Origin of the sequence: Sphingomonas sp. BK345, from assembly GCF_014193845.1 — a bacterium.
Taxonomy (GTDB): domain Bacteria; phylum Pseudomonadota; class Alphaproteobacteria; order Sphingomonadales; family Sphingomonadaceae; genus Sphingomonas.
The window spans coordinates 779,663-804,153 of sequence record NZ_JACHZX010000001.1 but is presented as its reverse complement, the minus strand read 5'-3'; the positions used below and the strand labels follow the sequence as shown (position 1 = coordinate 804,153).

Here is a 24,491-nt window from a genome sequence, read left to right as displayed (position 1 = left end):
GGGGAGGGGGCCCGCCCCCGCCAGGCGCCTGGATTGCAGATGAGTTAGTGAGATTGCCCCTCCCTCAGCAACATCCCGTTACTTTTCGTCCGCCGCCGCGTTCTTGCTCTCGATCAACGAGGAAGCGAGTTATGGGGCGGTTGCTCACCGTGGCGCTGGCATGGGTCGTCGCGATCCTCGGCGGGTTCTTCGCGGTCGCGGGCGGGGTGCTCGCGTCGCTCGGCGGCTCGCCGTATTACGTCATCGCCGGTATCGCGATGGTGGCGAGCGGGGCGTTGCTCGGGCGCGGCCACCCCGCCGGGCGCTGGCTCTATGTGGCGGTCTGGGTCGGCACGTTGCTGTGGGCGCTGTGGGAGGTCGGGCTCGACGGGCTGCAGCTGATCCCGCGGCTGGTCGCGCCGACCGTGCTGCTCGCGCTGGTGCTGCTGACCGGCTGGCGGCGCGGGCCGCGCGCACGCTCGCGTGCGGTGCCGGCGGTGGCCGCGGGCGTGGCCGCGCTCGCCGGGCTCGGTCTGATGCTCGGCCACCAGGACGTCGCCGCGCAGGGGGCGACGCCGGGGAGCGCACCGCGTGCCACCCTCGCCGCGGCACCGACCGGCGCGGCCGACGCCGACTGGCGCGACTATGGCGGCACGCCCGCGGGGCGGCGCTACTCGGCGCTGGCCGACATCACGCCGCAGAATGTCGCCCAGCTCCAGCTCGCCTGGACGCAGCGCACCGGCGACCTGCCGATGCCCGCCGAGGCGACCGAGCACAAACGCGAATACCATTCCGAGTCGACCCCGATCCACATCGGCGACACGCTCTACACCTGCACGCCGCACTCCTTCGTCCAGGCGATCGACGCCACCACGGGCAAGACCAAGTGGAGCTGGCACGAGGCCGCCAAGGTCGAGGGCAACAACTATCTGGTCTGCCGCGGCGTCACCTATTTCGAGGCGCCCGCCGGCACGGCCTGCCCGCGGCGCATCTTCGCGCCGACCTTCGACGCGCGGCTGGTCGCGCTCGACGCCGACACCGGCCGGCCGTGCCCGAGCTTCGGCCAGGGCGGCGCGATCGACATGCGCGCCAACATGGGCGTGTCCAAGCCCTCCGACCAGATCGGCACCACGCCGCCGGTCGTGGTGAACGGCCGGCTGATCATCGGCGAGCGCATCACCGACAACGTCAACCGCGACATTCCCTCGGGCGTGGTGCGCGCCTACGACCCGGTCTCGGGCGCGCCGGTCTGGGCGTGGGACGTCGGCCGCTCGCCCGACGCGATCGCGCCGCTGCCCGCCGGGCAGGTCTATACCCGCGGCACGCCCAACGTGTGGGGCGCGATCACCGCCGACCCCGACAACGGCCTGGTCTATCTCGGCACCGGCAACGCCTCGCCCGATTACTGGATCGGCTACCGCCGCCCGTTCGACGACCGCTTCGGCAGCGCGATCGTCGCGCTCGAGGCGCAGACGGGCAAGCTGCGCTGGGTGCGCCAGCTGGTTCACCGCGACATGTGGGACATGGACCTGCCGATCGGCCCGTCGCTGTTCGACTATCGCGCACCGAACGGTCAGGTGATTCCGGCGCTGATCCAGACCACCAAGATGGGGCAGGTGTTCTTTCTCAACCGGCTGACCGGCGCGCCGATCGCCGCGATCACCGAGCGCAAGGTGCGCACCGACGGCGCGACGCCGGGCGTGCGCGTGTCGCCGACCCAGCCCTTCTCGACCGGCATGCCGAGCTTCACCCCGCCCGCGCCGACCGAGGTGGCGACCTGGGGCGCGACGCCGATCGACCAGCTCTTCTGCCGCATCGACATCCGCCGCGCGCAGGGCACCGGCATCTACCAGCCGATGGGGCTCAAGCCGATCATCGGCCACCCGGCGTTCGACGGCGTCACCGACTGGGGCGGCGCGGCGGTTGACCCGGTGCGCGGGGTGATGACGGTCAACACGATGGAGATGCCGTTCAAGCTGTGGCTGATGCGCCGCGACGACCCGCGCGCGGCGAAGCTGATGAAGCAGAAGCAGGGCGGCGAGAACGCGATGCAGGCGCAGCTGCAGACGCAGTACAACACGCCGTACGTCGCGGTGGTCAAGGCGTGGGTCGGCATCTTCGGCGCGCCCTGTGTGGCGCCGCCCTGGGGTCATCTCACCGCGGTCGACCTCGGCACGCGCAAGGTGCTGTGGCGCGAGGTGCTGGGCACCGCGCGCGACACCGGGCTGTTCGGCTCGCACCTCGGCGTGCCGCTCAAGACCGGCGTGCCCAACCTCGGCGGCTCGATCATCACCGCGGGCGGGCTGGCCTTCATCGGCGCCACCACCGACCAATATCTGCGCGCCTTCGATCTCAGCACCGGCAAGGTGGTGTGGAAGGCGCGACTGCCCGCCGGCGCGCAGGCGACGCCGATGACCTATCGCGGGCGCGACGGGCGGCAGTACGTCGTGATCACCGCGGGCGGCCACGGCGCGCTGGGGACGCGGTACGGGGATTACACGCTGGCGTACGCGTTGCCGCGGACGTGAGAAGGGGCATGTGGCGGGGTGCCGAGGTGAGGCGAACCGCTTGGTGAGGCGGTGAACTGCGGCGGCAGGCTCGTGCCCCGGCGAAGGCCGGGGCCCAGTTGGGGGCGGCTGATGGCTCGAACATGAGCCGTGTCACCCGGCGCGGGCGCCCGCCGGAGCATGGTGCGCGGGATGCTCCGCTCACTCCGATGCCGCCACCCGCGCGTCTGTCGGATCGAGGTGAGAGACGCTGGCGGAACTCACGTCGGCCTTCCCGACTGGGCCCCGGCCTCCGTCGGGGCACTGCGCCGGAAGGAAGCTCCACTCAGCCCACTGCCGCCACCCCGGCGGACGCCGGGGTCCAGCCGGGGGACGTGCGTGAGTCCCGCCGAAGCCATCCCACCTGAGCCCCGGCGTGCGCCGGGGCGGTCTCGTGGGTCGGGACCCGCTAGCGGCGCAAGAGCGTCGCCCGGCTCAGAACACCGCCGCGACCAGCTGCCGGAAGGCGTCGCCGCGATGGCTGATCTCGTTCTTCGCCGGCTCGTCCATCTCGCCGAAGGTGGCGTCGTGCCCGTCGGGGCGGAACACCGGGTCGTAGCCATGGCCCTTGTCGCCGCGCGGCGGCCACACCAGCGTCCCGTCGACGCGGCCCTCGAACCACTCGACGTGGCCGTCGGGCCAGGCCAGCGCCAGCGCGCAGACGAAATGCGCGGTGCGCGGCGCGTCGGGCAGCGCGGCGAGCTTGTCCTCGACCAGGCGCATCGCGTGGCCGAAGTCCTTGGTCTCGCCGCCCCAGCGCGCCGAGAAGATGCCGGGATCACCGTTCAGCGCGTCGACGCACAGCCCGCTGTCGTCGGCCAGCGCGGGCAGCCCCGACAGGTCCGCCGCGGCGCGCGCCTTGAGCTCGGCGTTCATCACGAAGGTGGTGCCGGTCTCCTCGGGCTCGGGCAGGTCGAGCTCGCCCGCGGAGACGACGTCGAGCCCGCGCCCCTCGAGCAGGGCGGCGATCTCGCGCACCTTGCCCTGGTTGTGGCTGGCGATCACGAGCTTGCCCGGGGCGAGCTTGCGGATCGCCTGCGGCTCCTTCCCCTCGCCGCTCACGCGACCGCCTTCGCCTGCGCGGCGAAGATGTCGGTGCAGCCGATCCGCGCCAGCCGCAGCAGGCGGAGCAGCGCCTCCTCGTCATAGGTGGCGTGCTCGGCGGTGGCCTGCGCCTCGGCGATATGGCCGTTCTCGAGCAGCACGAAATTGGCGTCGGCGTCGGCGTTCGAATCCTCGTCGTAATCGAGGTCGAGCACGGGGTTGCCCTGGTAGATGCCGCACGACACCGCCGCCACCTTCTGGCGGATCGGGTCGGCGGCGAGCTTGCCGTCGCGGAGCAGTGCGTCCACCGCGAGCCGCAGCGCCACCCAGGCGCCCGAGATCGAGGCGGTGCGGGTGCCGCCGTCGGCCTGGATCACGTCGCAGTCGAGCGTGATCTGGCGTTCGCCGAGCAGCGCCATGTCGGTGACGGCGCGCAAGCTACGGCCGATCAGCCGCTGGATCTCCTGGGTGCGGCCCGACTGCTTGCCCTTGGCGGCCTCGCGGCTGCTGCGCGTGTGCGTGGCGCGCGGCAGCATGCCGTACTCGGCGGTGACCCAGCCCTGGCCCTTGCCGCGCAGGAACGGCGGCACGCGCTCCTCGACCGAGGCGGTGACCAGCACCTTGGTGTCGCCGAAGCCGATCAGCACCGATCCCTCGGCGTGGCGCGTGAAGCGCGGCTCGATCGTGATCGCGCGCATCTGGTCGGGGGTGCGGCCGCTGGGGCGCATGAAACTCTCCTCAAGCTCGGACGGTGCCGGCCCTAGCCGCGTTGCCGCCGCCGCGCCAGCGGGTTGCGGGGAGGGGAAGAACTCCCTCCCCTTCGGGGGAGGGCGGGGTGGGGCCTCGCCGCGGATGCTTCGCTTGAGGAAGCGCCCCACCCCGGCGCTCCCCTGAAGGGGCGGGAGAACTCCGCTCTTCCGCCCTATCGCTACCGCCCGTAACGCGCGGCGAAGTCGCGGTCGGACATCACGAGGTAGCGCACCATGTCGACGATCGAGAGCGGCACCGTCACCAGCGCGCCGATCACGGTGAAGGTCAGCACCGCCATGATGATCCCCGAGGTGACCCGGCCGAGATAGAAGCGGTGGATGCCGAAGATGCCGAACAGGAAGGCCAGTACCGCGGCGATATATCTGTTGCGGTCGGTGGTCGGCGCCGGCGCAGCGGCGGCGGGCAGCGCCGCGGCGGCCGGCGCGACCGGCACCGGGAAGACGTTGCGCGCGCGCCCGGCCGCCGCCTCGAAGTCGACCAGCTGCCCGCGCATCGGCTCGCCGTGCTGCGCCCAGTCCTCGGGCGCGAAGGTGTAGCGTTCGCCGTCCTCGCCCGCGACCAGCCCGTCGCCGCTGCGTACGTCGACCCCGAGTATCTGCCCGCGCATCCGTGACTCCGTCGTGTCGCGCCGGTGTTCCCGCAGCCGCGCGCGAAAGGCAAGGGAGGAGCCGGGGGGGGCACTGTCCCACCCGCGTCGTGCTCCCGCGCCGCGCGCGCTTCGTGGCCCCGAGCTCGCGAGCGCAGGAGCACGGGAGGAGGAACCTACAGCAGCAGTTCCTGCGGCGTCATGCGGCCGACATGGCCGCCGCCGCGGCGTCGCGCCATCTCGGTCTCGGCGGTGTAGCGCACGTCGGGGTCGCGGTCGGTGAGGAACTTGACCAGGCTCTCCTCCTCGATCTCGCGCCACTCCTTGCCGCGGTCGGGGCCGTAGCGGACGCGCGGCAGCAGCCCGGGCTCGCTGGTCCACTGGATCAGCTGCGCGACCGAGGCCTCGTTGAGCTGGTCGCGCAGGTGATGCGCGGTGACATAGGCGTCGGGGAAGGCACGGTGCGCGGGCAGGCCTCGCTCATGTTCCAGCCCGGCGGGCTTGCGCCAGTAGCGCAGTACCTGGTTGGAGAAGCTCGGGCTGTCGGGCCACAGCCGCAGCGCGCACTTCCAGGTGCAGATCCAGTCGGCGCCATGGGTCAGCGCGGGGGTGCAGAACTGCTCCTCGAAGGCCGAGCGGTGCGCCGCCAGCGCGACGCGGCGCGGATAGGGATCGAGCACCTGCCGCGCGACGTCATGCCACCACGGCGCGTCGGCGACGTCCTCGTCGCGGATATGGTGCACCGCCTGGGTGATCGCGGGCATCGGCCGGCCGGGGTTGACGAGGATGTTGCCGCCCTCGCCGTACAGCTCCCACCGCCCGTCCGCGCCGAGCGCGACGTCCTGCCAGCCGACCTCGCACACCGCGTGCGCGGGCGGGGCGGAGCCGGTGGTCTCGAGGTCGATGACGCGGACGATCTGCGGCTGCGGGCGACGGGCGTAGCTCATGTGCCGCGCTATGTGGGGCGGCGGCGGGGGGATTGCCAGCGTGAGGTGGGAGGGCATGTCCCTTGCCCCTGCCGTCATCCTGAGCTCGTCCCAGGATCCACCGGGCAGCGCATCCCGGCGGTAATGGCCACGAGCGACGGTGCCGCGAGCATGTCCGTCGCCGCGGCAGCCGCGCGTCTTGCTGATGGCTGATCGCTCCGCGCTAACCCGTGCGCGCGTGCTGAAATCGGTGGCCCTGCGCTCCGGCGTTCGCCGGAGCATGCTGACAGTCGGGAAGAGGTAGGTCGAACGCACTCGCGGGGGCGCGTGCGGACGAGTGGATCCTGAAACGAGTTCAGGATGACGGCACGGGGGGAGCGGTGAGCGCCTTGGTACCAGCGACGCCGGTGCGGGGCGGCGGGCGCAGCGCTCCGGATCACCGCGCCGGCCTGCCGCCTCAACTCAGCGGCGGAACGGGTCCTCGAACGGCGACACCGGGCCGCGCAGCTCGCCCGCCTCGGCCGCCTCGGCGTCGCGTGCGGCCTGCTCGCGCTCGGCGCGGAGCGAGGCGATCAGCGCCTCGCGGTCGCCGTCGAGCCGCGGGTCGTTGGCCTGCTGCTCGATCCCCGCCGCCTTGGCCGCCTTGGCCACCGCCGCGTCGAGCTCGCGCTGCGTGGTGAGGCCGAGCGTCACCGGATCCTTCGGCGTGATGTTGCCGATGTTCCAGTGACTGCGGTCGCGGATCGCGGCGATGGTGGTGCGCGTCGTGCCGATCAGGTTGCTGATCGCGCCGTCGCTGATCTCGGGGTGGTTGCGGATGATCCAGGCGATGCCGTCGGGCTTGTCCTGGCGCTTGCTGACCGGCGTGTAGCGCGGACCCTTGGTGCGGCGTACCTGGTCGGGGCCCTTGGTCATCTTCATGCGATAGGCGGGGCTGGCCTGCGCCTTGTCGATCTCTTCCTGGGTCACCTCGTGCGCGCGGACGGGGTCGCGCCCGGTCAGCTTGGTGGCGGCGGTGTCGTCCGCGATCGCCTGGACCTCGAGGATGTGCAGCCCGCAGAAGTCGGCGATCTGCTCGAACGAGAGCGAGGTGTTGTCGACCAGCCAGGAAGCGGTGGCGTGGGGCATGAGCGGCTGGGCCATGCGGAATACTCCATAAATGCAAAGGGCCGCCCCTTCCCGGAGCGGCCGCCTGTTGCCGAACGACTTAGTGCCTGGCGCGCGCGAGGGCAAGCGGGCGTGGAGGCGGGCCCCAGGTGGCGACGGGCGAGCCCGCTAGGGTGCGAGCGCCTCGATGATGCGACAGTCGGCGACGGTGCCGCCGCCGCACGACTCGATCACGGCCTTGAGCTCGCGGCGCAGTGCGATGAGATCGGCGATCTTCCGTTCCACCTCGCGCAGATGCTCGTCCGCGATCCGGTCGATCCCGGCGCAATCGTTGCGTCGGTCGTCGGCGAGGCCGAGCAGCGCGCGGACCTGGTCGAGCGAGAAGCCGAGCGCGCGCGCGCGGCGGATGAAGGAGAGGCGGCCGAGCGCTCCCGTGCCGTAGATGCGATAATTGCCGGCGCTGCGCGGCGGCCGCGGCAGGAGCCCGATCCGCTCATAGTAACGCACCGTCTCGACCGTGGTGTCGGTGGCCTTGCCCAGCGCGCCGATCGTGTAGGACATGGCTTGACCCTGTAGCTGCTACAGACCCTAGATGGAGCGTCACCGGACGAAGACGAGGTGACGACATGGCGGGCGGTTGTTGCGGCGGATGTGCGGTGGCGGCGGTGCGGCAGGACGACCGGCCGTGGCGGCGTGCGCTGTGGATCGCGCTGGCGCTCAACGCCGGCATGTTCATGATCGAGATCGCGGCCGGGGTCTCGGCGGGATCGGTGTCGCTCAGGGCGGACGCGCTCGACTTCCTCGGCGACACCGCGAATTACGCGATCAGCCTGGGAGTCGCGGGATCGGCGCCGCGTTGGCGGGCGCGGGCGGCGCTGGCGAAGGGCGGCTCGCTGCTGCTGCTCGGCGCCTGGATCCTCGGCAGCACCGTCTGGATGGCGCTCCGCGGCACGCTGCCGAAGGCCGAGACGATGGGCGCGATCGGCGCGCTCGCGCTGGTGGCCAACCTGCTCTGCGCCGCACTGCTCTGGCGCCACCGCCACGGCGAGGCCAACCGCCGCTCGGTGTGGATCTGCTCGCGCAACGACGCGATCGGCAACGTCGCGGTGGTTGCGGCCGCGCTCGGCGTGTTCGGCACGCGGACGGCCTGGCCCGACATCGCCGTCGCGGCGATCCTCGCCGGGCTGGGGCTGTCCGGTGGCGGGCAGATCATGCGACAGGCGCTCACCGAGCTGCGCGAGGATCGGTCCGTGCCGGCGACGGACGCGAAGGTCGGCGAGACCGCGTGACGGCGGCACGGAGGCGCGGTGACGTCGGCGCGGTCGGAGGCGACCCGCCCGCGCCGTGCGGGGAGCCATAGGCGATAGGCTCGTCGCGCTCGGCTCGCCCGGAGCATGATCCGCCACGTTCGATACCCGAGACAGCGCCTGCCCCAGCAGCAGTCCAGTGCCGCGAACGCCGTTCTCGCAGCGCTGGGCTCCGGCGTGGCCGCGACACGCTTCAGCGTCGATGGATCGAACCTTACGCCACCATCCGCAGCGTCGCCCCGAACGGCGCGAGTGCGTCGAGGAACTGGCGCGCGCTCGCCGCCCAGGTGAAGCCCGCCCCCGCCGCCGCGCAGGCGGCGCGGTCGAGCGTCAGCGCGCGCGCGATCGCCTCTTCCAGCCGCTCCGCCATCGCGCCGGTGGCGGCGGCCAGCACGTCGACTGGGCCGGGCACCGGATAGGCCGCCACCGGCGTGCCGCACGCCAGCGCCTCGATCATCACCAGCCCGAACGTGTCGGTGCGGCTCGGGAAGACCAGCACGTCGGCGGCGCGATAGGCCGCGGCGAGGTCGTCGCCGAACAGCGTGCCGAGGAACAAGGCGTCGGGGAAGCGGCGCTCGAGCGCGGCGCGCGCCGGGCCGTCGCCCACCACCACCTTCGTGCCGGGCGCGTCGGCGGCGAGGAAGGCCTCGACGTTCTTCTCCACCGCGACGCGGCCGACGTGGAGCAGCACCGGCGCGCCGCCCGCCGCCCGCGCCGCCGCCATCCGCGGCGCCACCGCGCCCTCGGGCCGGAACGCCGGGCCGACGCCGCGGCCCCAGCGCTTCACCCGCGTCAGCCCGTGCGTGCGCAGCGTGCGCTCGATCGTGGCGGTGGAGACGAGCACCGCCGCCGCGGGATCGTGGAACCAGCGCACGTAGCGCCACACCCATTCCGGGTCCGCGCCGGTGCGCGCCGCGACATAGTCCGGGAATTGCGTGTGATAGGCGGTGGTGAAGGGCAGGCGCCGGGCGCGGCACCAGCGCCGCGCCGAGAGGCCGAGCGGGCCCTCGGTGGCGATATGCACCGCCTCCGCGCCGAACGCCGTGATCCGCCGCCCCACCGCCGCGGGGGTCATCAGCGCGAGCCGGATCTCGGGATAGGTCGGGCAGGGCAGCGACGGCGCGCCGCTCGGCGAGACCACCAGCACCTCGTGCCCGCCCGCGCGCAGCTCGGCGATCACCGCCTCCAGCGTGCGCACCACGCCGTTGACCTGCGGCGCCCAGGCATCGGTGACGATCGCGATCCGCATCGCGCGCGGCTCAGGCGGCGAGCGCCGCGCGCGCGGGCACCGGGGCGGCGAGCGCGACCGCGGGGCGCTGCTCGCGCCGGCGCATCTCCTCGCCCCAGTCGAGGATCTCCATCCGCCCGTCGTGATGCTCGACCAGCGCGGTGCAGCCCTCGACCCAGTCGCCGTCGTTGTAATAGGCCACGCCCGCGATCTCGCGCATCTCGGCGGTGTGGATATGGCCGCACACCACGCCCTGCACGCCGCGGCTGCCCGCCGCCTCGGCGACGATCTCCTCGAAGCGTGAGATGAACGCCACCGCGTTCTTCACCTTGGCCTTGGCGTGCTTGCTGAGCGACCAATACGGCATGCCCCAGCGTCGCCGCACCGCGCTGACCCAGCGGTTGAGCGCCATCAGCATCGTGTACGCCGCGTCGCCGACATGCGCGAGCCAGCGGTGCGACAAGGTGATCGCGTCGAACTCGTCGCCGTGGAGCACCAGCAGGCGGCGGCCGTCGGCGGTCTCGTGGATCGCCTTGCGGCGGATCTGGATGCCGCCGAAGTCGAGCCCGGCGAACTGGCGGAACATCTCGTCGTGGTTGCCCGGGATATAGACCATCCGCGTGCCGCGGCGCGCGCGCTTCATCAGCCGCCAGATCACGTCATTGTGCGCGGCGGGCCAGTAGAAGCGCTTCTTGAGCTGCCAGCCGTCGATGATGTCGCCGACCAGGTACATGGTCGCGCTGTCGACATGGTCGAGGAAGTCGATCAGCATGTCGGCGTTGCAGCCGCGCGTGCCGAGATGCACGTCGCTGATCCACACGGTGCGGTAGCGGCGGCGCGCGCCGGTGACGTGCTCGGGCCGATGAGGCCGCCCCTCGGCGTCGAACAGATCGGCGATGTCGCCCAGCGGCAGGCCCGCGGTGAGCGCGCTGATCGAGTGAACCGTCGTCGGCATGGCAGCCCTCCCTCGCTGCCCCGTTCTACGCCGCCTGTGTTACGCGCATGTCTCCGCGGCTTGACGCTGGGGTGACGCGGACGTGACGGTTCGGCGTCACGGCGAGGTAGCGCGGGGGCGCGGCGACCCGATGTGGGGGCGGGTGAGGGCGGCGTCCGCTCGCATCCTCCCGTTTCCGTTCGCGCTGAGGAGCGGCTGAGCTCGTCGAAGCTCAGTCTCGAAGCGGCGCCACAAGCGGGACGGCATGTGCTTCGAGACGGCGCTCCGACAGGCTCAGCGCCTCCCCAGCACGAACGGCGTGGCGTGGGGCGGGAACATCGCACGGAGAGGCCGAAGACGCGGCCTCGCACCTTCAGGATCTGGCCGCGGTCTCGCCCGCCCGTCCGCCCGCTCAGTCGCGGTCGAGCAGCGCGTCGGTGCCGCGGCGGACACCCTCCACCGTGGCGGCGAAGACGAGGTGCGACGCCAGCGTGTAGAGATTGCCCTTCGCCTCCGCCTCGGGCCACGGCCCCCAGCCAGCGGCGGGGACGAGCAGGTCGTCGAGCAGCAGCATCGTCATCGCGCCGAACGGCAGGCCGAAGCCGGTCGCGGTCTCGGGCCAGCGTTCCGCCGCGGCGACATAGCCGATCCCGAGCGCGGCGCCGACGCCATAGTGCATCGCGCCCCCCGCGAGCCGGCGGTGCTTCTGCGTCACCGGCCGCCCCTCGACGACCTGGCTGACGCTGTCGGCGGCCTTGACCGTGGCGGGATCGTCGTTGCCGCCGCTCTGCCCCAGCGCGGGGGCGGCGGCCGCCTGAAACCGGTCCATCGCGAAGGAGGCGACAAGCCCGGCGCCGAGGCCGATCGCGACGGTGGTGAGGAGCGAGCGCATGAGGGTCTCCGATGGTGGCGGAGGGCGCAACGCGCGAGGGCGGGGAGCGGGTGCGGGCAGGTGCGATCCTCCCCGCTTGGCGGAGAGGACTCAATCCTCCCCGCCAAGCGGGGAGGGGGACCAGCCGCAGGCTGGTGGAGGGGGCTTTCCGCGAGCGCAGCGCCTCGTGGATGAGGCTCCCCTGCCAACGCTGCGCTGCGCGGCCACCCCCCTCCACCACCGCGCTGCGCGCGGCGGTCCCCCTCCCCGCCGTGCGGGGAGGATCTCAGCGCCTGATGACTCAGTCCGTCAGAACTTCCACCCCAGCGTCGCCTGCACGGTGCGGCGGTTGCCGTACCAGCACCATTGGTAATTGGCGAAGCAGGAGGTGAGATAGCTCTTGTCGAAGATGTTGGTGGCGTTGACAGCCAGGCTCAGCCCACGCAGCCCCGGCGCCGCGGCGCCGAGGTCGTAGCGCACCAGCGCGTCGTAGACGGTATAGCCCGGGCTGTTGCGCGGGCCCGCCGCCGCCTCGCCGAAGCTCGGCGTATAGACGCCGGCATAGGCCTCGTCGGCGTGGCGCAGCGCGCCGCCCAGCGTCAGGCCGGTGAAGGGGCCGCCGGGCGCGGTCCAGTCGAGGTTGACCGAGGTGCCGCCGCGCCCGACCGTCTCCAGCCCGCGGCCGACGCGCGACGGATCCTGCGGGTCGCTCGTCACGCGCACGCGCTGGTGGCTGAAGGCGCCGCGCACCGTGAAGCCGTGGCCGAGCGGCGCGAAGCCCTCCAGCTCGACGCCGGTGGAGCGCACCTCGCCGGTCTGCCGCGACACGGTGAAATCGGGTGTGGAGGTCAGCACGTTGGTCTGGTCGATGCGGAACCAGGCGGCGCTGAGCAGGATCGGCGTGCCGGGCACGCTGAACTTGGCGCCCGCCTCGATCTGCTTGCCGAGCGACGGGTCGGGCAGGCCGGGCGTGCCGTCGTCGCGTAGCACCTGGCCGCTCTGCGGCTGGAACGAGGTGGAATAGCTCACGTACGGCGCCAGCCCGAACGGCAGCGTGTACAGCGCGGCGGCGCGCCACGTGAACTTCTCGTCGCGTTGCGTCGACCCGGACTGGGTGCGCTCGCGCGCATAGGCCCAGTCCTGCCGCCCGCCGAGCGTCACGCGCAGCGCGCCGAGCGAGAGCTGGTCCTGCGCGTACACGCCCTGCTGGCGCTGGCGCGTGTCGTAATTGCCGCCGAACGGGGTGGGGACCGTCGCGGGGGTCTGCGGCGTCGCGACCGTGCCGTAGACCGGCTGATAGACGTCCAGCGCCGGCGCGCTGCCGAAGGCGTAGAGCTCGGTCGAGTGCGCCACCTGGCGGTCGACGCCGATCAGCAGCTGGTGCTCGATCGGGCCGGTGCGGAAGGCGCCGCTGAGCTGGTTGTCATAGGTCCAGTTGTCGAGCTCCTCGTCGGTGGCATAGGAGGCGCGATTGTAGACGCGCAGCCCCGCGTCCGCGGGCGCGCCGCTGACGTAGATCAAGCCCAGCCGCGCGGTGACGTTCTGGTAGCGGCCCGAGGCGCGGAAGCTCCATCCGCCGCCGAAGTCGTGGCGGAAGATATAGGTGCCCGACGCCTGCTCGCGGCGCCAGCGGTTGCCCGCCTCGCCGCCGTCGAAGCGAGTCGACAGCCGGCCGTTGGGATTGTCGATCAGCGTGCCGAGCGCGGGGAACACGCCATAGGCGCCGTTGTGCGGATCGTGCGAGTAATTGCCCAGCAGCGTCAGCGTGGTGGCGCCGCCCGCGCCGAGCGTCACCGCGCCCGAGATGGTCTGGCGCTCGCGCCGGCTGAAGCGCTGCTGCGTGTCGGCGCCGTTGACGCTGCCGTAGACGCGCCACAGCACGTTCTCGCCCGCGCGCCCGCCGATGTCGGCGTCGACGCGGTAGAGGTCGAAGGTGCCGTAGCTCGCCGCGACCGCGCCGTAGAGCGGCGCGTCGACCGGCAGCTTGCTCGACTGCGCCACCAGCCCGCCCGGCGAGGACTGGCCGTAGAGCACCGAGGCGGGCCCCTTGAGCACCTCGAACCGGTCGAGCCGCGACACGTCGACCTGGGGCGAGACATAGCCGGTCGGGCTGCCGAACTGGCGCAGCCCGTCGAGGAACACCGCGGCGTCGAAGCCGCGCAGCTTGAACTGGTCGTACACCTCCGCGCTGGAGCCGCGCGTCTCGGGCGTGACGCCGGCGACGAAGCGCAGCGCCTGGTTGAGGTTCTGCAGCCCGAGCCCGGCGATGTCCGCGGCGGTGACGACGCTGACCGACTGCGGCGTCTGCGCCAGCGGCGCGCTGCTCTTGGTGGCGGAGGAGGCGATGTCGCGCGTCTGCACCCCGGTGACGACGACGTCGTCGCCGACCTGCTGCTGGTCGGGGGCGGCGGTGGTGGCGGCGGAGTCGACGGCGGCGTCGGTCGCGGCGGGGACGAGCGGCGAGTCGGGCGCGGCGGCGAGCGCCGGGAGCGGGCAGAGCGCGCTGGCGGCGAGCAAGGCGCGGACGAGACGATAATGCATGTGAGAACCCCTTCCGATCTGGGCTCTATCGCTTGTGCGAACGAGTATCAATAGCTTGTCACGAGTGTTGGAGCCGTCGCGAGCGCGGGCGTCCGCCCATCTGCGTCAGGAAAAGCGACACCGATCCTGCCAGAAAGGTCCGATCCGGACTCTCTTTCATCGTGCTCGCCGGCGTGCTATAAGGGCAGAGGAGCGGGATCGTAGCGACCGCCGCTTCTTGTCGACCAAGGCGTCTAGAGTTCACGCAGAAACTGGTCGCGCGTCCTGGCCGATCATCCATGAACTGGAGATCGTCATGAAGCATTGTTCGATAGTGATCGCCGCGGTCTGTGCGTCGTTCCCGTCGACCGCCCCGGCGCAGCCGCCGCAGGGAGAGGTGACGGTGAGGGGAGACCAGCTGCCACGCGAACGCTGGGCCGCCGCGGTGACGCGGCGGCTCGAGGCGGAGCTGCTGCGACAACACGAGCCGCTGTGGACGAACGATCCCGCGTCGGGCGGCATCGTGTCGGTCCGGTTCACGCTGGACGAGCGCCATCGGCCCGTGGCCCCCACCCTCGCGCGGACCTCGAAGGACCGTCGGTTGGACCGAGTCGCGCTGCGTGCGATCGGCCGGTTAGGCGAGCTCCCCGCGCTCGCGTGGGGCGCGGGTGCGGCCCCGACGGTCCAGGCCAATATCATCTTCGCCTCTGATTACCTCGACTACAGGAACAAGCTGACATTGCTGCGCAGGGAGATCCGCCTCGCGCGCGCGACGGCCGGACCGGAGCGGCTCGCCGCGGTCGTCATGATCGGGGCGGCGGCGAGCTGATCGCCCGCTCGGCCACGTCCCGCCGCGCCGCGCGGCAGGGCGTGGTCCGGCACCGCCCGGTGTGCTGGGGTGACGCCGCTCGGTATCGGCGGCCCGGCCGTCATGGGACGGCTTGTGCCGCTGCCGGCGGCTGGGTATGACGCCGCTCGTTCCATCCGGCGGGATGCTGGAAAGCCAGCGTGGCGGACGTTGGAACGGCCGGTGGGGAAAGCCAGAAAGCGGCGCTTTCCCGCGGGTATGCGGGTATAGCACAATGGTAGTGCAGCAGCCTTCCAAGCTGAATACACGGGTTCGATTCCCGTTACCCGCTCCACCCTGGAGTGGAGCGTCGCGGCGGCGAGAGCTGATCCACCGGGCGAACTGTCCGAGTATCGCGAGGAGCGGCCGCTCCGCTTCCGAGTTCGCCGATCGAAACATCGGGCAGTGATGCTCAGCTCCCCCTACAGGACAGCTCTTCGCCAGCTCACGTGCTCGGCAACCGGAGCCAGGTCCTCGATCCCGTATGACGCAAGAGGACCGTGTGCTAGCCTCAAGTGCCACCACAACCGTCGAGCCCGACAGCGGGATCCGAGGAGTGCGAGATGCGTCAGTGGATTGTGTCAGCCGCGGTCGGCGCTGCCTTCCTGGGCTGTGGCTCAGGCGCCGCGAGCCCAGCGCAGGGCGTGGCGTCGGGCATCTATGGTGGAGACCTACGGAGCGACCACGCCTTCGAGGCGATCGACAGCGCGACCGAGGGCCTTCCCAACTCGACACGGATCACCGCTCGCATGAGGCTGCGCAAGTCTGTTGCCGTATCCCGGATCAGAATATCGACCGCAGGGGATCGGATCGGGATCGCTTATGATGCCAAGGCACCCATCACCCTCTGGATCGGTGAAGAGCCGGTCACGTGGAAGCTGACCGACGTTCTTGTCTTTCAGGTATCGGCAAGAAGGGATGGTGACGCGCTCTCCATAAGGTTCCGCGGCGAGGACAGCGGTCGGACGACCACCTATCGCACCGTCGGTCGGGATCTGGAGGAAGAGACCACCATGATCGTCCCGCATCTCTCGACACCGATCGTCTTCAGGCGGGTCTTTCATCGAGAGACCTGACAGGTTCCCGTAAGCCCCCCTGCATCCGTCGCGCGCGCGCCCGCGTATCTCCGCGCGTAACAGGAGAGCGGCCGATGCCCGAGCCAGCGCGAGTCGCGCGCAGCATCGCGATCGGGGGCGGGCGGCGCGTGGTGCTTTACGCCCCCGCCGCCGAGGATGACGCGCGCGCGCGCAACCTCGTCTGCCTCGATCGCGCCGGGCGCGTGGTGTGGCGCGGCGAGCTGCCGCCCGCGGCCGAGCCCGACCGTTTCGTCGCGGTGGAGCGCGACGGCGACTCGCTCCAGGTCGAGACGCTCAGCGGGCGCCGCCTGTCGATCAGCCCCGGCACCGGGCGCGCGCTCGGCTGAGCGGCGCCGCCGGCGGCGAGACGACACTTGACAGCGCGACGCTGTTCGCGTACAAAGCATGAACATCGAGATGATGTGAGTCGGGCCGGGCGGTTCGGGGGCGAGGCTCCCGCCGCGCCGGCCCGTTCGCGTTTCAGCGGGAGATCGGCGATGCGGGGCGAACGCTCGGACGGGGCGGGGACGCGCGCGCGTGCGCCCGACGCCCGCGCAGCAGGGGGCGAGGCCGCGACGTTCGCGCTCGGCGGCGCCGCCCGCTCGGCCGGCGGTCGCGCGGCGCCCTCAGCCGCCGCCTCCGAACCGTTCGTGCCCGGCGGCGCGGTGCGCGCGGCCCCGCTCGACGCCGTCACCCGCGCGTTCTTTCTCGACCAGCTCGCCATGCTCGGCTGTCCGGCGCGCGCCGCGGCGGCGGTCGGCGTCGCGCTCGTCTCGGCCTATGCGCTGCGGCGGCGCAACGCGCGCTTCGCCGCCGCCTGGCGCGACGCGCTCGCGATCGGGTATGAGCGGCTCGAGGCGGAGGCGCTGCGCGACCTGCTCGAGCGCGAGACGCCGCTCGATCTCGCCGCCGCGCTGGCGCTGCTCGACCGCCACCGCGCCGCCGCCGCCGGCGCCGTGCCGGTCGCGCCGCCGCGCGCGGCGCGCCGCCAGCGTGACCCGCTCGGTCCCGCCGGGGCCGAGCTGGCGCGCCGGCTGAAGCTCTATGCCGGCGTCACCCCGCGTGTCCGTCGCGCCCCGGTGTCGCCCGCGGCGGCCGCCGAGGTCGACGCGGTCGAGCGCGCCGCGGCGGCGGACTGGGACGAGCGGGAGGAAGCGGTCGCCGTCCCCGCCGACCGCGACGCGGACGTCGGCGCGGACGCGGTGGCCTCGAGCGCAGGCGCCGGCGCCGCCGAAAGGGCCGGTTCCGACCCGCGCGTCGACACGGACGCGGCGGGCAGGGGCACAGGCTCCGATGCGCGCGCCGCTCCGGCCACGGACAGTGTTGCTGCCATCGCCTCCGAGTCGACGCCGGACTCATCCTGTTCTGCCGCCCCCGCGGGGGCGCAGGAGCCTCGAGCGCCGCAAGTGGCGATCCTGCTCGATCCTGGGGCGCCGCCGCCACGAGCGCTCTGCGACAGCGTCGCTGCCGCTCCTTCCCTCCATGGTCTTCCGGCGCACGCGGGAGGCGAGGGTCAAGCAGACCGCCGACGGGCGACGTCCAACCCTCCCGGGCTCGCGCAAGCGCGGGAGCACGACGGGACGATCCCGCCGCGGGAACAGGATCCGTCCGACGATCGACGCGGACACGTTCACGAGGCTTCGCCGAACGCCGGGTGGCCCACAGCCGCGGACCCGTCCGTCACCGCGATCTGCTCGGCGACGCACGAAGCGCGGCCCAAGCGGTCGAGCGCGTCGGAAGAACGGGAGAACCGCTCCGCCGTCAATATCCCCGTCCGCCCGCTCGGTTCGGTCGCGCCGCTGCGAGCGGCGCCGCCCGTCGCGGTCGGTGCCGCCGTCCCCGACATTCCGCCAGCCGGGTTCGACGCCCGCGACGGTGCGCGCCGTTCCGCCTGCCCGGCTGCAGCGCCGCCCCACGGCGTCAGCGCCGCGCCGCGCCCGCGGGTGTGGGCATGACCGCGCCGCTCACGCGCTCGCTACGCGCGCTGCGTCGGTTCGATCCCGCCGACGCCGCGCCGGTGTTCGAGACGCTGGACGAGGCGACCCGCGGCGCGCTCGTCGCCGACTGGGCGAGCTGGGCGCATCCGGGGCAGCTCGCGCCGGACGGCGACTGGCGCGTGTGGCTGATCCAGGCCGGGCGCGGCTTCGGCAAGACCCGCGCCGGCGCCGAGTGGGTCGCCGCGATGGCGCGCGCGCGGCCGGAGGCGCGGATCGCGCTGGTCGGCGCCACCGAGGAGGACGCGCGGCGCGTGATGGTGGAGGGGCCGAGCGGGCTGCTCGCGGTGGCGCGGTACGCCGGCGGTGCGGTGTGGCGGCCGAGCCTGGGCGAGCTGCGCTTCGATGGCGGCGCGGTGGCGCAAGTCTATTCCGCCGCCGCACCCGAGGGGCTGCGCGGCCCCGAGCATCATCTCGCCTGGGCCGACGAGCTCGGCAAATGGCGCGGCGCCGCCGCCTGGGACAATCTGATGCTGGGGCTGCGGCTCGGCGAGTCGCCGCGCACGCTGGTGACGACGACGCCGCGCGCCACCGCGCTGCTGCGCCGCCTCGCCGCCGCGCCCGACACCGCGGTGACGCGCGGGCGCACGCGCGACAACCCGCATCTGCCGCACGCCTTCGTCGCGGCGGTCGCGGCGCAGTACGGCGCGACCCGGCTCGGCCGGCAGGAGCTCGACGGCGAGCTGATCGAGGACGTCGCCGGCGCGCTCTGGCCGCGCGCGCTGCTCGAGCGCCAGCGCGCCGCCGCGGTGCCGGTGCTGGTGCGCGTGGTGGTGGGGGTCGACCCGCCCGCGGGCAGCGACGGCGACGCCTGCGGCATCGTCGCCGCCGGGCTGGGGCGCGACGGCCACGGCTATGTGCTGGAAGACGCGAGCGTGACCGGCGCCAGCCCCGAGCGCTGGGCGCGCGCGGTCGCCGCCTGCGCCGCGCGCCACGCCGCCGAGCGCGTGGTGGCCGAGGCCAACCAGGGCGGCGAGATGGTGGCGCAGGTGCTGCGCGCCGCCGACGCCGCTTTGCCGCTGCGGCTGGTCCACGCCACGCGCGGCAAGGCGGCGCGCGCCGAGCCGGTGGCGGCGCTCTACGAGACCGGGCGGGTATGGCACGCGCGCGCCTTCCCTGCGCTGGAGGACGAGCTCGCCGGGCTGGTCGCGGGCGGCGGCTACGAGGGTCCGGGCCGCTCGCCCGACCGCGCCGACGCCTGCGTCTGGGCGCTCACCGCGCTGCTGCTGGGCGAGGGCGGCGCGGTGCGGGTGCGCGTGCTGTGAGGGTGAGCGGCGTCGGGCGGCTTGATCCACGCTAAGGCCGGGCGCGCGGCGCGGTGGCAGGATGCGCGGAGGATGGAACGTGTCTTCGCCGCGCTCGCGACCCGGATCGCGTCTGCCTCGGGCCAGCCGGTGACGTTCGCGCTGGCGCTGGTCACGATCCTCGCCTGGGCGGTGACGGGGCCGATCTTTGGCTGGTCGGACACGTGGCAGCTGATCATCAACACCGGCACCTCGCTGGTGACCTTCCTGATGGTGTTCGTGATCCAGAACTCGCAGAACCGCGACGCCGCGGCGGTGCAGGCCAAGCTCGACGAGATCATCCGCGCGCTCGACCAGGCGCGCGGCGAGTTCATCGGCATCGAGCATATGACCGACCGCCAGATCGAGGCGATCCGCGCCGCGCTGGAGAAGGAGGCGGGGCACGAGCCGGGCAAGGTCGGCACCGTCGACGACAGCGTGGAGACGCTGCTGAAGCGGCGGTAGGTAGCGACGCGCGGGCGCGGTTCTCCTCTGCGTCGGTCACGGCGGGAACAGGACCTGCGCCGCGTTGACCGTGGCTCGCCTGACGTCGCTATGACCGCTCCTTCGTCATCCCTGCGAAGGCAGGGATCCATACACGCTGACGTGGCGGCTTCCTTGACGGTCCACGCGTCTGGATCCCCGCCTGCGCGGGGATGACGGTTGAGGTGGGGGCGCGGGTGACGGTCGCGGTCGGCGCGGGGATGACGGTCGGGGGAGGACGGTCGAGGTTCGGGCGGGAGTGCCGGTCGGGTTGGCGTGGTGCGAACGGCCGCGACATGCCGGTCGGATGGGCTTGGCGCGCGCCCCGTGCCGCCGACGTCGCCGCTTGCCGCACCCGTCCCACGGCCCGCTTTCGGCGCGGTCACCACCGCCGCCCGCCGACACCGCCGACACCACCAATCGAGGAGACCCTTGCATGGCCTGGTTCCGCAAGACCGCGCCCGCCCCCGCGGCGGCGCGGCCGCCGCTCGCGCGCGCGTCGGGCATCGCCGCGCCGCCGCCGCCCGCCGCCTGGCCGCAGGGCTATGAGGCGCAGGTGCGCGCGGGCTATTGCGGCAACGCCATCGCGCAGCGCGCGGTGCGGCTCGTCGCCGAGAGCGTCGCCAGCGCGCCGCTCGCCTGCGACGACGACGGGCTGCGCGGGCTGATCGCCGCGCCCGGGCTGCTCGAGACCGTCGCGGCGCAGCTGCTGCTCCACGGCAACGCCTTCGTCCAGCCGCTGCGCGACGCCGATGGCACACTCGCCGCGCTCTACCCGCTGCGCCCCGAGCGGGTGAGCGTCGAGCTCGGCGCCGACGGCTGGCCCGCCGCCTTCCTCTACCGCGTCGGCGCGCGCGCCACCCGGCTCGCGCCCGAGGCGGTGATCCACCTGCGTCGCTTCCATCCGCTCGACGACCATTACGGCCTGGGCTGCCTCGGCGCCGCCGCGCCCGCGGTGGCGATCCACAATGCCGCGGCGGCGTGGAGCAAGGCGCTGCTCGACAATGCCGCGCGGCCCTCGGGCGCGCTGGTGTATGACGCGCGCGACGGCGCGGCGCTCTCGCCCGACCAGTTCCGCCGGTTGCGCGACGAGATGGACGCGGGCTTCGCCGGCGCGAGCAACGCCGGCCGGCCGCTGCTGCTGGAAGGCGGGCTGACGTGGCAACCCCTCAGCCTCACCCCGGCCGACATGGACTTCGCGGGCACCAAGGCGGCGGCGGCGCGCGAGATCGCGCTGGCCTTCGGGGTGCCGCCGATGCTGCTCGGCCTGCCCGGCGACTCGACCCATGCCAATTACGCCGAGGCCAATCGCGCCTTGTGGCGGCTGACCGTGCTGCCGCTCGCCGACGCGATCCTCACCGGGCTCGCCGCCGGGCTGGCGCGCTGGTGCGGCGACGCGACGGTGCGGGTCGACCTCGACCGCGTGCCCGCGCTGGCCGAGGACCGCGAGCGGCTGTGGCGGATGGCGGCGGCGGCGGACTTCCTCACGCCCGAGGAGAAGCGCGCGATGGTGGACTGGCAATGAGCGCGGCGCACGACGAGGGCAGCGCCGCGGTGCTGGCGCAGCTGCTCGCCCAGCTGGCGGCGGAAGGCGCCGACCCGGCGGGGCTGCGCGCGGTGGCCGAGCAGGCCGGCGAACTGGGCGCGACGCGCGCGCTCACCCGGCTCGGGCTCGCCGACGCGGGCGCGGCGGGCGACGTCGCCGCGCTGCGCGAGCTGCTCCAGACGTGGCGCGCGGCGAAGCGCTCGGCGTGGCGCGCGCTGCTCGGCTGGGTGACGCGGACGCTCGGCGCGCTGCTGCTGCTCGGGCTGGCGATGCGGCTCGGCGTCGACCTCGGCGGGGACGGCAAGTGAGCGGCGGTTTCCGCTGCGGCGGCTATGCTGCGTTGTGGGACCGCGTCGATCGCGCCGGCGACGTGCTGCGCGCGGGCGTGTTCGGCGCCGCCCCGCGCCTCGTGCCGCTGCTGTGCCAGCATCGCGGCGCGCCGGTGGGGGCGCTGCTGCGGCTCGAGCCGGACGCGCGCGGGCTGCTGGTGGCAGCGCGGGTCGACGACGCGGCGGTGGCGCGCGCGGTGCGCGGCGGCGCGTTGCCGGGCTTCTCGGTGGCGTATCGCGCGCGGACCGTGCGCCAGGGCGCGCACCGCGCGATCGTCGCGGCCGAGCTGGTCGAGGTCAGCCTCGTCGCGGTGCCGATGCAGCCCGGGGCATTGGTCGACTGGTGGGCGGGCGACCCGCCCGCGCTCACGTCCGGCACGCTCGGCACGGCGCCGTCGTGACGCTCCCGCGAGGACGCGGGGGAGCGACCGTCTCAGCGTCCCCGTCGTCGCTCGACGCTGCCGCCCGTGCTCACGAGCGCGACGGCTCCATCACAGCCTCACTCACCCCAAGAAGGAGACCGACCATGACCGACACCGTCGACGCGCGCCCGCTGCTGGAGGGCGCACGGCCCGAGGGCGACGAGGCCTTCGCGCGCTATCTCCGCACCGGCGCCACGCTGGAGACCAAGGCCTTCACCGGCACCACCGGGGAGCAGGGCGGGGTGGCGATCCCGACCCAGCTCGATGCCACGATCGACGCGCAGCTCGTCGGCCTCAGCCCGATCCGCGCCATCGCCAACGTGGTGCAGGTCGGCAGCGCGGGCTATCGCAAGCTGATCACCAGCGGCGGCACGCCCGCCGGCTGGGCCGGCGAGACCGATCCGCGCCCCGTCACCGCGACGCCGACCTTCCACGAGCTGGTCCCGCCCGGCGGCGAGCTCTACGCCAACCCCAGCGCGAGCCAGGCGATGCTCGACGACGCGCTGTTCGACAGCGAGGCGTGGCTCGCCGGCGAGATCGCGACCGAGTTCGCCAAGGCGGAGGGCGCCGCCTTCGTGAGCGGCAGCGGGGTGGGGCGGCCGCGCGGCTTCCTGACCTCGCCCGCCAGCGCGGAGGCGGACGGCGCGCGCGCATTCGGCACGCTGCAATATCTCGCCAGCGGCGCGGCCGGGGCGTTCGCGGGGGATCCGGGCGAGCGGCTGATCGACCTCGTCCAGGCGCTGCGCGCGCCCTATCGGCAGGGCGCGTGCTTCGTGATGAACGCCGCCACCGCCGCGCAGGTGCGCAAGGTGAAGACGCGCGACGGCCAGTTCCTGTGGCAGCCCGGGCTGGCGGCGGCGCAGCCCGCCACGCTGCTCGGCTATCCCGTGGTGGAGGCGGAGGACATGCCCGACGTGGCGGCGGGCAGCGCCTCGATCGCGTTCGGCAACTTCCGGCTCGGCTATCTGATCGCCGATCGCGGCGACACCGCGGTGCTGCGCGACCCGTACAGCAACAAGCCCTTCGTCACCTTCTACGCGACCCGCCGCGTGGCCGGCTGCGTGAGCGACAGCGACGCGATCAAGCTGCTTAAGTTCGTGGAGAAGTGAGGAGCTAACTCCTCCCCGCACGGCGGGGAGGGGGACCGCCCGGCGCAGCCGGGTGGTGGAGGGGGCTCTCCGCTAACTCACCGGCGCGTGAGTGGACAGCCCCCTCCACCAAGCTTCGCATGGTCCCCCTCCCCGTGCCGGGGAGGATCTAGTTCTACCCACATCAGGAGACCCGTCATGCCGATCCTCAGCGGCGCGCCCGGCACGGTGGCGCTGGGCGAGGCCGATCGCGCCGCCTCGCTCGCCGCGCTGCGCGCCGAGCTGCGCGCCGCCGCCACCGATGACGACGCGCTCGCGCTCGCGCTGGTCGAGACCGCGCTCGGCGCCGCCGAGCTGTTCCTCGGCCAGGTGCTGATCGCGCGCGCGCTGGTCGCGGCGCTGCCCGCGCGCGCCGCGTGGCAGCCGCTGCCCGCGCGCCCGGTGCGCCACGTCGAGGCGCCTGCCGCGGCGATGGTCGACATCGACGAGCAGGGCACCGGCTGGGTCCGCACCGCCGCGCCGGTCGAGATCACCTTCACCGCCGGGCTGGCGGGCGACTGGGCCGGGCTGCCGCCCGCGCTGCGCCACGGCGCGGTGCTGCTCGCGGCCTATCTCTTCGCCGATCGCGGCGGCGCGACGCCGCTGCCCGCCGCGGTGACCGCGCTGTGGCGACCGCACCGGACGCTGCGGCTGGCCGCGGAGGCGCGCGCGTGAGCGGCGCGGTGGAGCGGATCGCCGCGCGTCACGTCGCCGCGGCCCGCACGCGCGTCGCGGCGCGGCTGCGCGCGCTGCTGCCCGGCGCGCGGGTCGAGCTCGTCGACGAGGGCGTCGCGGTGAGCGGGCGCGGGCTGGTGCGGCGCTGGCTCGCCGACCCGCGGCTCGGCTGGTGGCGCGCGTGAGCGGCGCGGCGGAGGGCGCCTCCGCGGCGCTGCGCGCGGCGGCGCTGGCGGCGCTGCGCGACATCGGCGTGACGCGCGTGTTCGACGGCAGCGCGCCGCGCGCGGCGGTGCCCTATGCGCTGCTGCGCGAGCTCGCCGCGACCGACTGGGGCAGCAAGACGCACGACGGGCGCGAGCTGCGGCTGGGCGTGACGATCCGCGACGAGGGCGAGAACGGCGCGCGCGCCGAGCGGCTCGCGGCGGCGGCGGAGGCGGCGTTGCTCGCGTTGCCGGCGCGCGCGGGCGCGTGGCAGGTGGTGAGCGTCGCCCCGGTGCGGCTCGCGCTGGTGGCGGAGGCGCCGGCGCGCTGGGCCGCGCTGGTCGACGTCCGCGTAAGGATGCTGCGGGCGGGGTGAGGAGGGCGGCGCTGGCGCTCGGCGTGGTCGAGACCAGCGACACTCGCGTGTCGCCGCCGAGCACGACCGCCTCCCTCCATCGTTCCTCCTCTTTCCGTCATCCTTGCTCCCTCCGTCATCCCCGCGAAGGCGGGGATCCAGACGCGCGGGTCTCACGATCGAAGAGCGGCGCGGACGGCTCTGCCTTCTTCCCGCGTGCTCAGCGGCCTGGGTTTCGGCGCCGATGTCCACGAAGGAGCCGGCGCGTCAGCGTGTCTGGATCCCCGCCCTCGCGGGGATGACGGGAATAGAACGCGGATCACGGGATTGG

General features: G+C 73.5%; 25 protein-coding genes and 1 tRNA gene. 16 read left to right on the top strand and 10 right to left on the bottom strand.

Features of this window, described 5'->3' with window-relative positions; translation table 11 throughout:
- Positions 1 to 131: 131 nt before the first annotated feature.
- Positions 132 to 2,507, top strand: a complete 2,376-nt coding sequence (locus FHY03_RS03575) for a membrane-bound PQQ-dependent dehydrogenase, glucose/quinate/shikimate family (RefSeq protein WP_183928775.1) — start codon at positions 132 to 134, stop codon at positions 2,505 to 2,507.
- Positions 2,508 to 2,960: 453 nt separating this feature from the next.
- Here the strand turns inward: FHY03_RS03575 and rdgB are convergent, their stop codons facing one another.
- From rdgB to FHY03_RS03545, 6 genes are all read right to left on the bottom strand, one after another.
- On the bottom strand, positions 2,961 to 3,587 hold the full coding sequence (gene rdgB / locus FHY03_RS03570; RefSeq protein WP_183928773.1) for an RdgB/HAM1 family non-canonical purine NTP pyrophosphatase: 627 nt from the start codon (positions 3,585 to 3,587) through the stop codon (positions 2,961 to 2,963).
- Positions 3,584 to 4,297: a ribonuclease PH gene (rph, locus tag FHY03_RS03565; protein WP_183921875.1), complete on the bottom strand. Its 714-nt coding sequence runs from the start codon at positions 4,295 to 4,297 to the stop codon at positions 3,584 to 3,586. The genes rdgB and rph overlap by 4 nt, the downstream gene beginning before the upstream one ends.
- A gap of 200 nt (positions 4,298 to 4,497) precedes the next feature.
- Positions 4,498 to 4,947 (bottom strand): TM2 domain-containing protein, encoded by a 450-nt coding sequence (locus FHY03_RS03560; protein WP_183921874.1) that lies wholly within the window; start codon positions 4,945 to 4,947, stop codon positions 4,498 to 4,500.
- 155 nt (positions 4,948 to 5,102) lie between these two features.
- Positions 5,103 to 5,873 carry a 3'-5' exonuclease gene (locus FHY03_RS03555; protein WP_132909714.1) on the bottom strand — a complete coding sequence of 257 codons (771 nt, stop codon included), beginning with the start codon at positions 5,871 to 5,873 and terminating at the stop codon, positions 5,103 to 5,105.
- A gap of 441 nt (positions 5,874 to 6,314) precedes the next feature.
- Complete coding sequence (locus FHY03_RS03550) at positions 6,315 to 6,995, bottom strand: DUF1013 domain-containing protein (protein WP_183921873.1); 681 nt, start codon at positions 6,993 to 6,995, stop codon at positions 6,315 to 6,317.
- A gap of 132 nt (positions 6,996 to 7,127) precedes the next feature.
- On the bottom strand, positions 7,128 to 7,520 hold the full coding sequence (locus FHY03_RS03545; protein ID WP_183928771.1) for a helix-turn-helix domain-containing protein: 393 nt from the start codon (positions 7,518 to 7,520) through the stop codon (positions 7,128 to 7,130).
- Positions 7,521 to 7,585: 65 nt separating this feature from the next.
- On the opposite strand from FHY03_RS03545, the gene FHY03_RS03540 reads away from it, so the two are divergent.
- Complete coding sequence (locus FHY03_RS03540) at positions 7,586 to 8,248, top strand: cation transporter (protein WP_183928769.1); 663 nt, start codon at positions 7,586 to 7,588, stop codon at positions 8,246 to 8,248.
- Positions 8,249 to 8,480: 232 nt separating this feature from the next.
- Here the strand turns inward: FHY03_RS03540 and FHY03_RS03535 are convergent, their stop codons facing one another.
- The 4 genes from FHY03_RS03535 to FHY03_RS03520 form a co-directional block, all read right to left on the bottom strand.
- A complete protein-coding gene (locus tag FHY03_RS03535) occupies positions 8,481 to 9,515 on the bottom strand; it encodes a glycosyltransferase family 1 protein (RefSeq protein WP_183928767.1) in 1,035 nt (344 codons plus the stop codon).
- Positions 9,516 to 9,525: 10 nt separating this feature from the next.
- The gene (locus FHY03_RS03530) at positions 9,526 to 10,449 is read right to left on the bottom strand and encodes a UDP-2,3-diacylglucosamine diphosphatase (protein WP_183928765.1); all 924 of its coding nucleotides are present in this window, start codon (positions 10,447 to 10,449) and stop codon (positions 9,526 to 9,528) included.
- A gap of 391 nt (positions 10,450 to 10,840) precedes the next feature.
- A complete protein-coding gene (locus FHY03_RS03525) occupies positions 10,841 to 11,320 on the bottom strand; it encodes a DUF1440 domain-containing protein (protein ID WP_183928763.1) in 480 nt (159 codons plus the stop codon).
- A 288-nt stretch (positions 11,321 to 11,608) separates the two neighbouring features.
- The gene (locus FHY03_RS03520) at positions 11,609 to 13,840 is read right to left on the bottom strand and encodes a TonB-dependent siderophore receptor (protein WP_183928761.1); all 2,232 of its coding nucleotides are present in this window, start codon (positions 13,838 to 13,840) and stop codon (positions 11,609 to 11,611) included.
- Positions 13,841 to 14,057: 217 nt separating this feature from the next.
- Here FHY03_RS03520 and FHY03_RS03515 point away from each other — a divergent pair, with 217 nt between their 5' ends.
- From FHY03_RS03515 to FHY03_RS03450, 14 genes are all read left to right on the top strand, one after another.
- The gene (locus FHY03_RS03515; RefSeq protein WP_183928759.1) at positions 14,058 to 14,648 is read left to right on the top strand and encodes an energy transducer TonB; all 591 of its coding nucleotides are present in this window, start codon (positions 14,058 to 14,060) and stop codon (positions 14,646 to 14,648) included.
- A 239-nt stretch (positions 14,649 to 14,887) separates the two neighbouring features.
- Positions 14,888 to 14,961: transfer RNA gene (locus FHY03_RS03510), tRNA-Gly, on the top strand.
- 268 nt (positions 14,962 to 15,229) lie between these two features.
- Positions 15,230 to 15,742: a hypothetical protein gene (locus FHY03_RS03505; protein WP_183928757.1), complete on the top strand. Its 513-nt coding sequence runs from the start codon at positions 15,230 to 15,232 to the stop codon at positions 15,740 to 15,742.
- Between the two features lie 74 nt (positions 15,743 to 15,816).
- Entirely contained in the window at positions 15,817 to 16,089 is a 273-nt protein-coding gene (locus tag FHY03_RS03500) for a hypothetical protein (protein ID WP_183921864.1), read from the top strand.
- A 150-nt stretch (positions 16,090 to 16,239) separates the two neighbouring features.
- Entirely contained in the window at positions 16,240 to 17,697 is a 1,458-nt protein-coding gene (locus FHY03_RS03495) for a hypothetical protein (protein WP_183921863.1), read from the top strand.
- Entirely contained in the window at positions 17,694 to 19,001 is a 1,308-nt protein-coding gene (locus tag FHY03_RS03490) for a DNA-packaging protein (RefSeq protein ID WP_183928755.1), read from the top strand. Before FHY03_RS03495 ends, FHY03_RS03490 begins: the two co-directional genes overlap by 4 nt.
- 72 nt (positions 19,002 to 19,073) lie before the next feature.
- The gene (locus tag FHY03_RS03485) at positions 19,074 to 19,484 is read left to right on the top strand and encodes a low affinity iron permease family protein (protein WP_183928753.1); all 411 of its coding nucleotides are present in this window, start codon (positions 19,074 to 19,076) and stop codon (positions 19,482 to 19,484) included.
- Between the two features lie 454 nt (positions 19,485 to 19,938).
- A complete protein-coding gene (locus FHY03_RS03480; RefSeq protein ID WP_183928751.1) occupies positions 19,939 to 21,027 on the top strand; it encodes a phage portal protein in 1,089 nt (362 codons plus the stop codon).
- Positions 21,024 to 21,356: a DUF6127 family protein gene (locus FHY03_RS03475; protein ID WP_183921860.1), complete on the top strand. Its 333-nt coding sequence runs from the start codon at positions 21,024 to 21,026 to the stop codon at positions 21,354 to 21,356. Before FHY03_RS03480 ends, FHY03_RS03475 begins: the two co-directional genes overlap by 4 nt.
- Complete coding sequence (locus FHY03_RS03470) at positions 21,353 to 21,778, top strand: HK97 family phage prohead protease (RefSeq protein ID WP_183928749.1); 426 nt, start codon at positions 21,353 to 21,355, stop codon at positions 21,776 to 21,778. Before FHY03_RS03475 ends, FHY03_RS03470 begins: the two co-directional genes overlap by 4 nt.
- A 125-nt stretch (positions 21,779 to 21,903) precedes the next feature.
- Positions 21,904 to 22,908, top strand: coding sequence for a phage major capsid protein (locus FHY03_RS03465; RefSeq protein ID WP_183928747.1), 1,005 nt, complete (start codon positions 21,904 to 21,906; stop codon positions 22,906 to 22,908).
- Between the two features lie 177 nt (positions 22,909 to 23,085).
- On the top strand, positions 23,086 to 23,601 hold the full coding sequence (locus FHY03_RS03460) for a hypothetical protein (protein WP_260158632.1): 516 nt from the start codon (positions 23,086 to 23,088) through the stop codon (positions 23,599 to 23,601).
- Complete coding sequence (locus FHY03_RS03455; protein WP_183928745.1) at positions 23,598 to 23,786, top strand: hypothetical protein; 189 nt, start codon at positions 23,598 to 23,600, stop codon at positions 23,784 to 23,786. The genes FHY03_RS03460 and FHY03_RS03455 overlap by 4 nt, the downstream gene beginning before the upstream one ends.
- Positions 23,783 to 24,181, top strand: coding sequence for a DUF3168 domain-containing protein (locus FHY03_RS03450; RefSeq protein WP_183921856.1), 399 nt, complete (start codon positions 23,783 to 23,785; stop codon positions 24,179 to 24,181). The genes FHY03_RS03455 and FHY03_RS03450 overlap by 4 nt, the downstream gene beginning before the upstream one ends.
- The last annotated feature ends 310 nt before the right edge of the window (positions 24,182 to 24,491 follow it).

Bases quoted from the DNA above. Each gene is read 5' to 3' on its own strand.
- FHY03_RS03475 (WP_183921860.1), top strand. From the start codon at position 21,024: ATGAGCGCGGCGCACGACGAGGGCAGCGCCGCGGTGCTGGCGCAGCTG.
- FHY03_RS03560 (WP_183921874.1), bottom strand. From the start codon at position 4,947: ATGCGCGGGCAGATACTCGGGGTCGACGTACGCAGCGGCGACGGGCTG.
- FHY03_RS03500 (WP_183921864.1), top strand. From the start codon at position 15,817: ATGCCCGAGCCAGCGCGAGTCGCGCGCAGCATCGCGATCGGGGGCGGG.
- FHY03_RS03530 (WP_183928765.1), bottom strand. From the start codon at position 10,449: ATGCCGACGACGGTTCACTCGATCAGCGCGCTCACCGCGGGCCTGCCG.
- FHY03_RS03525 (WP_183928763.1), bottom strand. From the start codon at position 11,320: ATGCGCTCGCTCCTCACCACCGTCGCGATCGGCCTCGGCGCCGGGCTT.
- FHY03_RS03540 (WP_183928769.1), top strand. From the start codon at position 7,586: ATGGCGGGCGGTTGTTGCGGCGGATGTGCGGTGGCGGCGGTGCGGCAG.
- FHY03_RS03495 (WP_183921863.1), top strand. From the start codon at position 16,240: ATGCGGGGCGAACGCTCGGACGGGGCGGGGACGCGCGCGCGTGCGCCC.
- FHY03_RS03535 (WP_183928767.1), bottom strand. From the start codon at position 9,515: ATGCGGATCGCGATCGTCACCGATGCCTGGGCGCCGCAGGTCAACGGC.
- FHY03_RS03575 (WP_183928775.1), top strand. From the start codon at position 132: ATGGGGCGGTTGCTCACCGTGGCGCTGGCATGGGTCGTCGCGATCCTC.
- FHY03_RS03545 (WP_183928771.1), bottom strand. From the start codon at position 7,520: ATGTCCTACACGATCGGCGCGCTGGGCAAGGCCACCGACACCACGGTC.
- rph (WP_183921875.1), bottom strand. From the start codon at position 4,297: ATGCGCCCCAGCGGCCGCACCCCCGACCAGATGCGCGCGATCACGATC.
- FHY03_RS03490 (WP_183928755.1), top strand. From the start codon at position 17,694: ATGACCGCGCCGCTCACGCGCTCGCTACGCGCGCTGCGTCGGTTCGAT.
- FHY03_RS03460 (WP_260158632.1), top strand. From the start codon at position 23,086: ATGCCGATCCTCAGCGGCGCGCCCGGCACGGTGGCGCTGGGCGAGGCC.
- FHY03_RS03505 (WP_183928757.1), top strand. From the start codon at position 15,230: ATGCGTCAGTGGATTGTGTCAGCCGCGGTCGGCGCTGCCTTCCTGGGC.
- FHY03_RS03465 (WP_183928747.1), top strand. From the start codon at position 21,904: ATGACCGACACCGTCGACGCGCGCCCGCTGCTGGAGGGCGCACGGCCC.
- FHY03_RS03555 (WP_132909714.1), bottom strand. From the start codon at position 5,873: ATGAGCTACGCCCGTCGCCCGCAGCCGCAGATCGTCCGCGTCATCGAC.
- FHY03_RS03550 (WP_183921873.1), bottom strand. From the start codon at position 6,995: ATGGCCCAGCCGCTCATGCCCCACGCCACCGCTTCCTGGCTGGTCGAC.
- FHY03_RS03485 (WP_183928753.1), top strand. From the start codon at position 19,074: ATGGAACGTGTCTTCGCCGCGCTCGCGACCCGGATCGCGTCTGCCTCG.
- FHY03_RS03480 (WP_183928751.1), top strand. From the start codon at position 19,939: ATGGCCTGGTTCCGCAAGACCGCGCCCGCCCCCGCGGCGGCGCGGCCG.
- FHY03_RS03520 (WP_183928761.1), bottom strand. From the start codon at position 13,840: ATGCATTATCGTCTCGTCCGCGCCTTGCTCGCCGCCAGCGCGCTCTGC.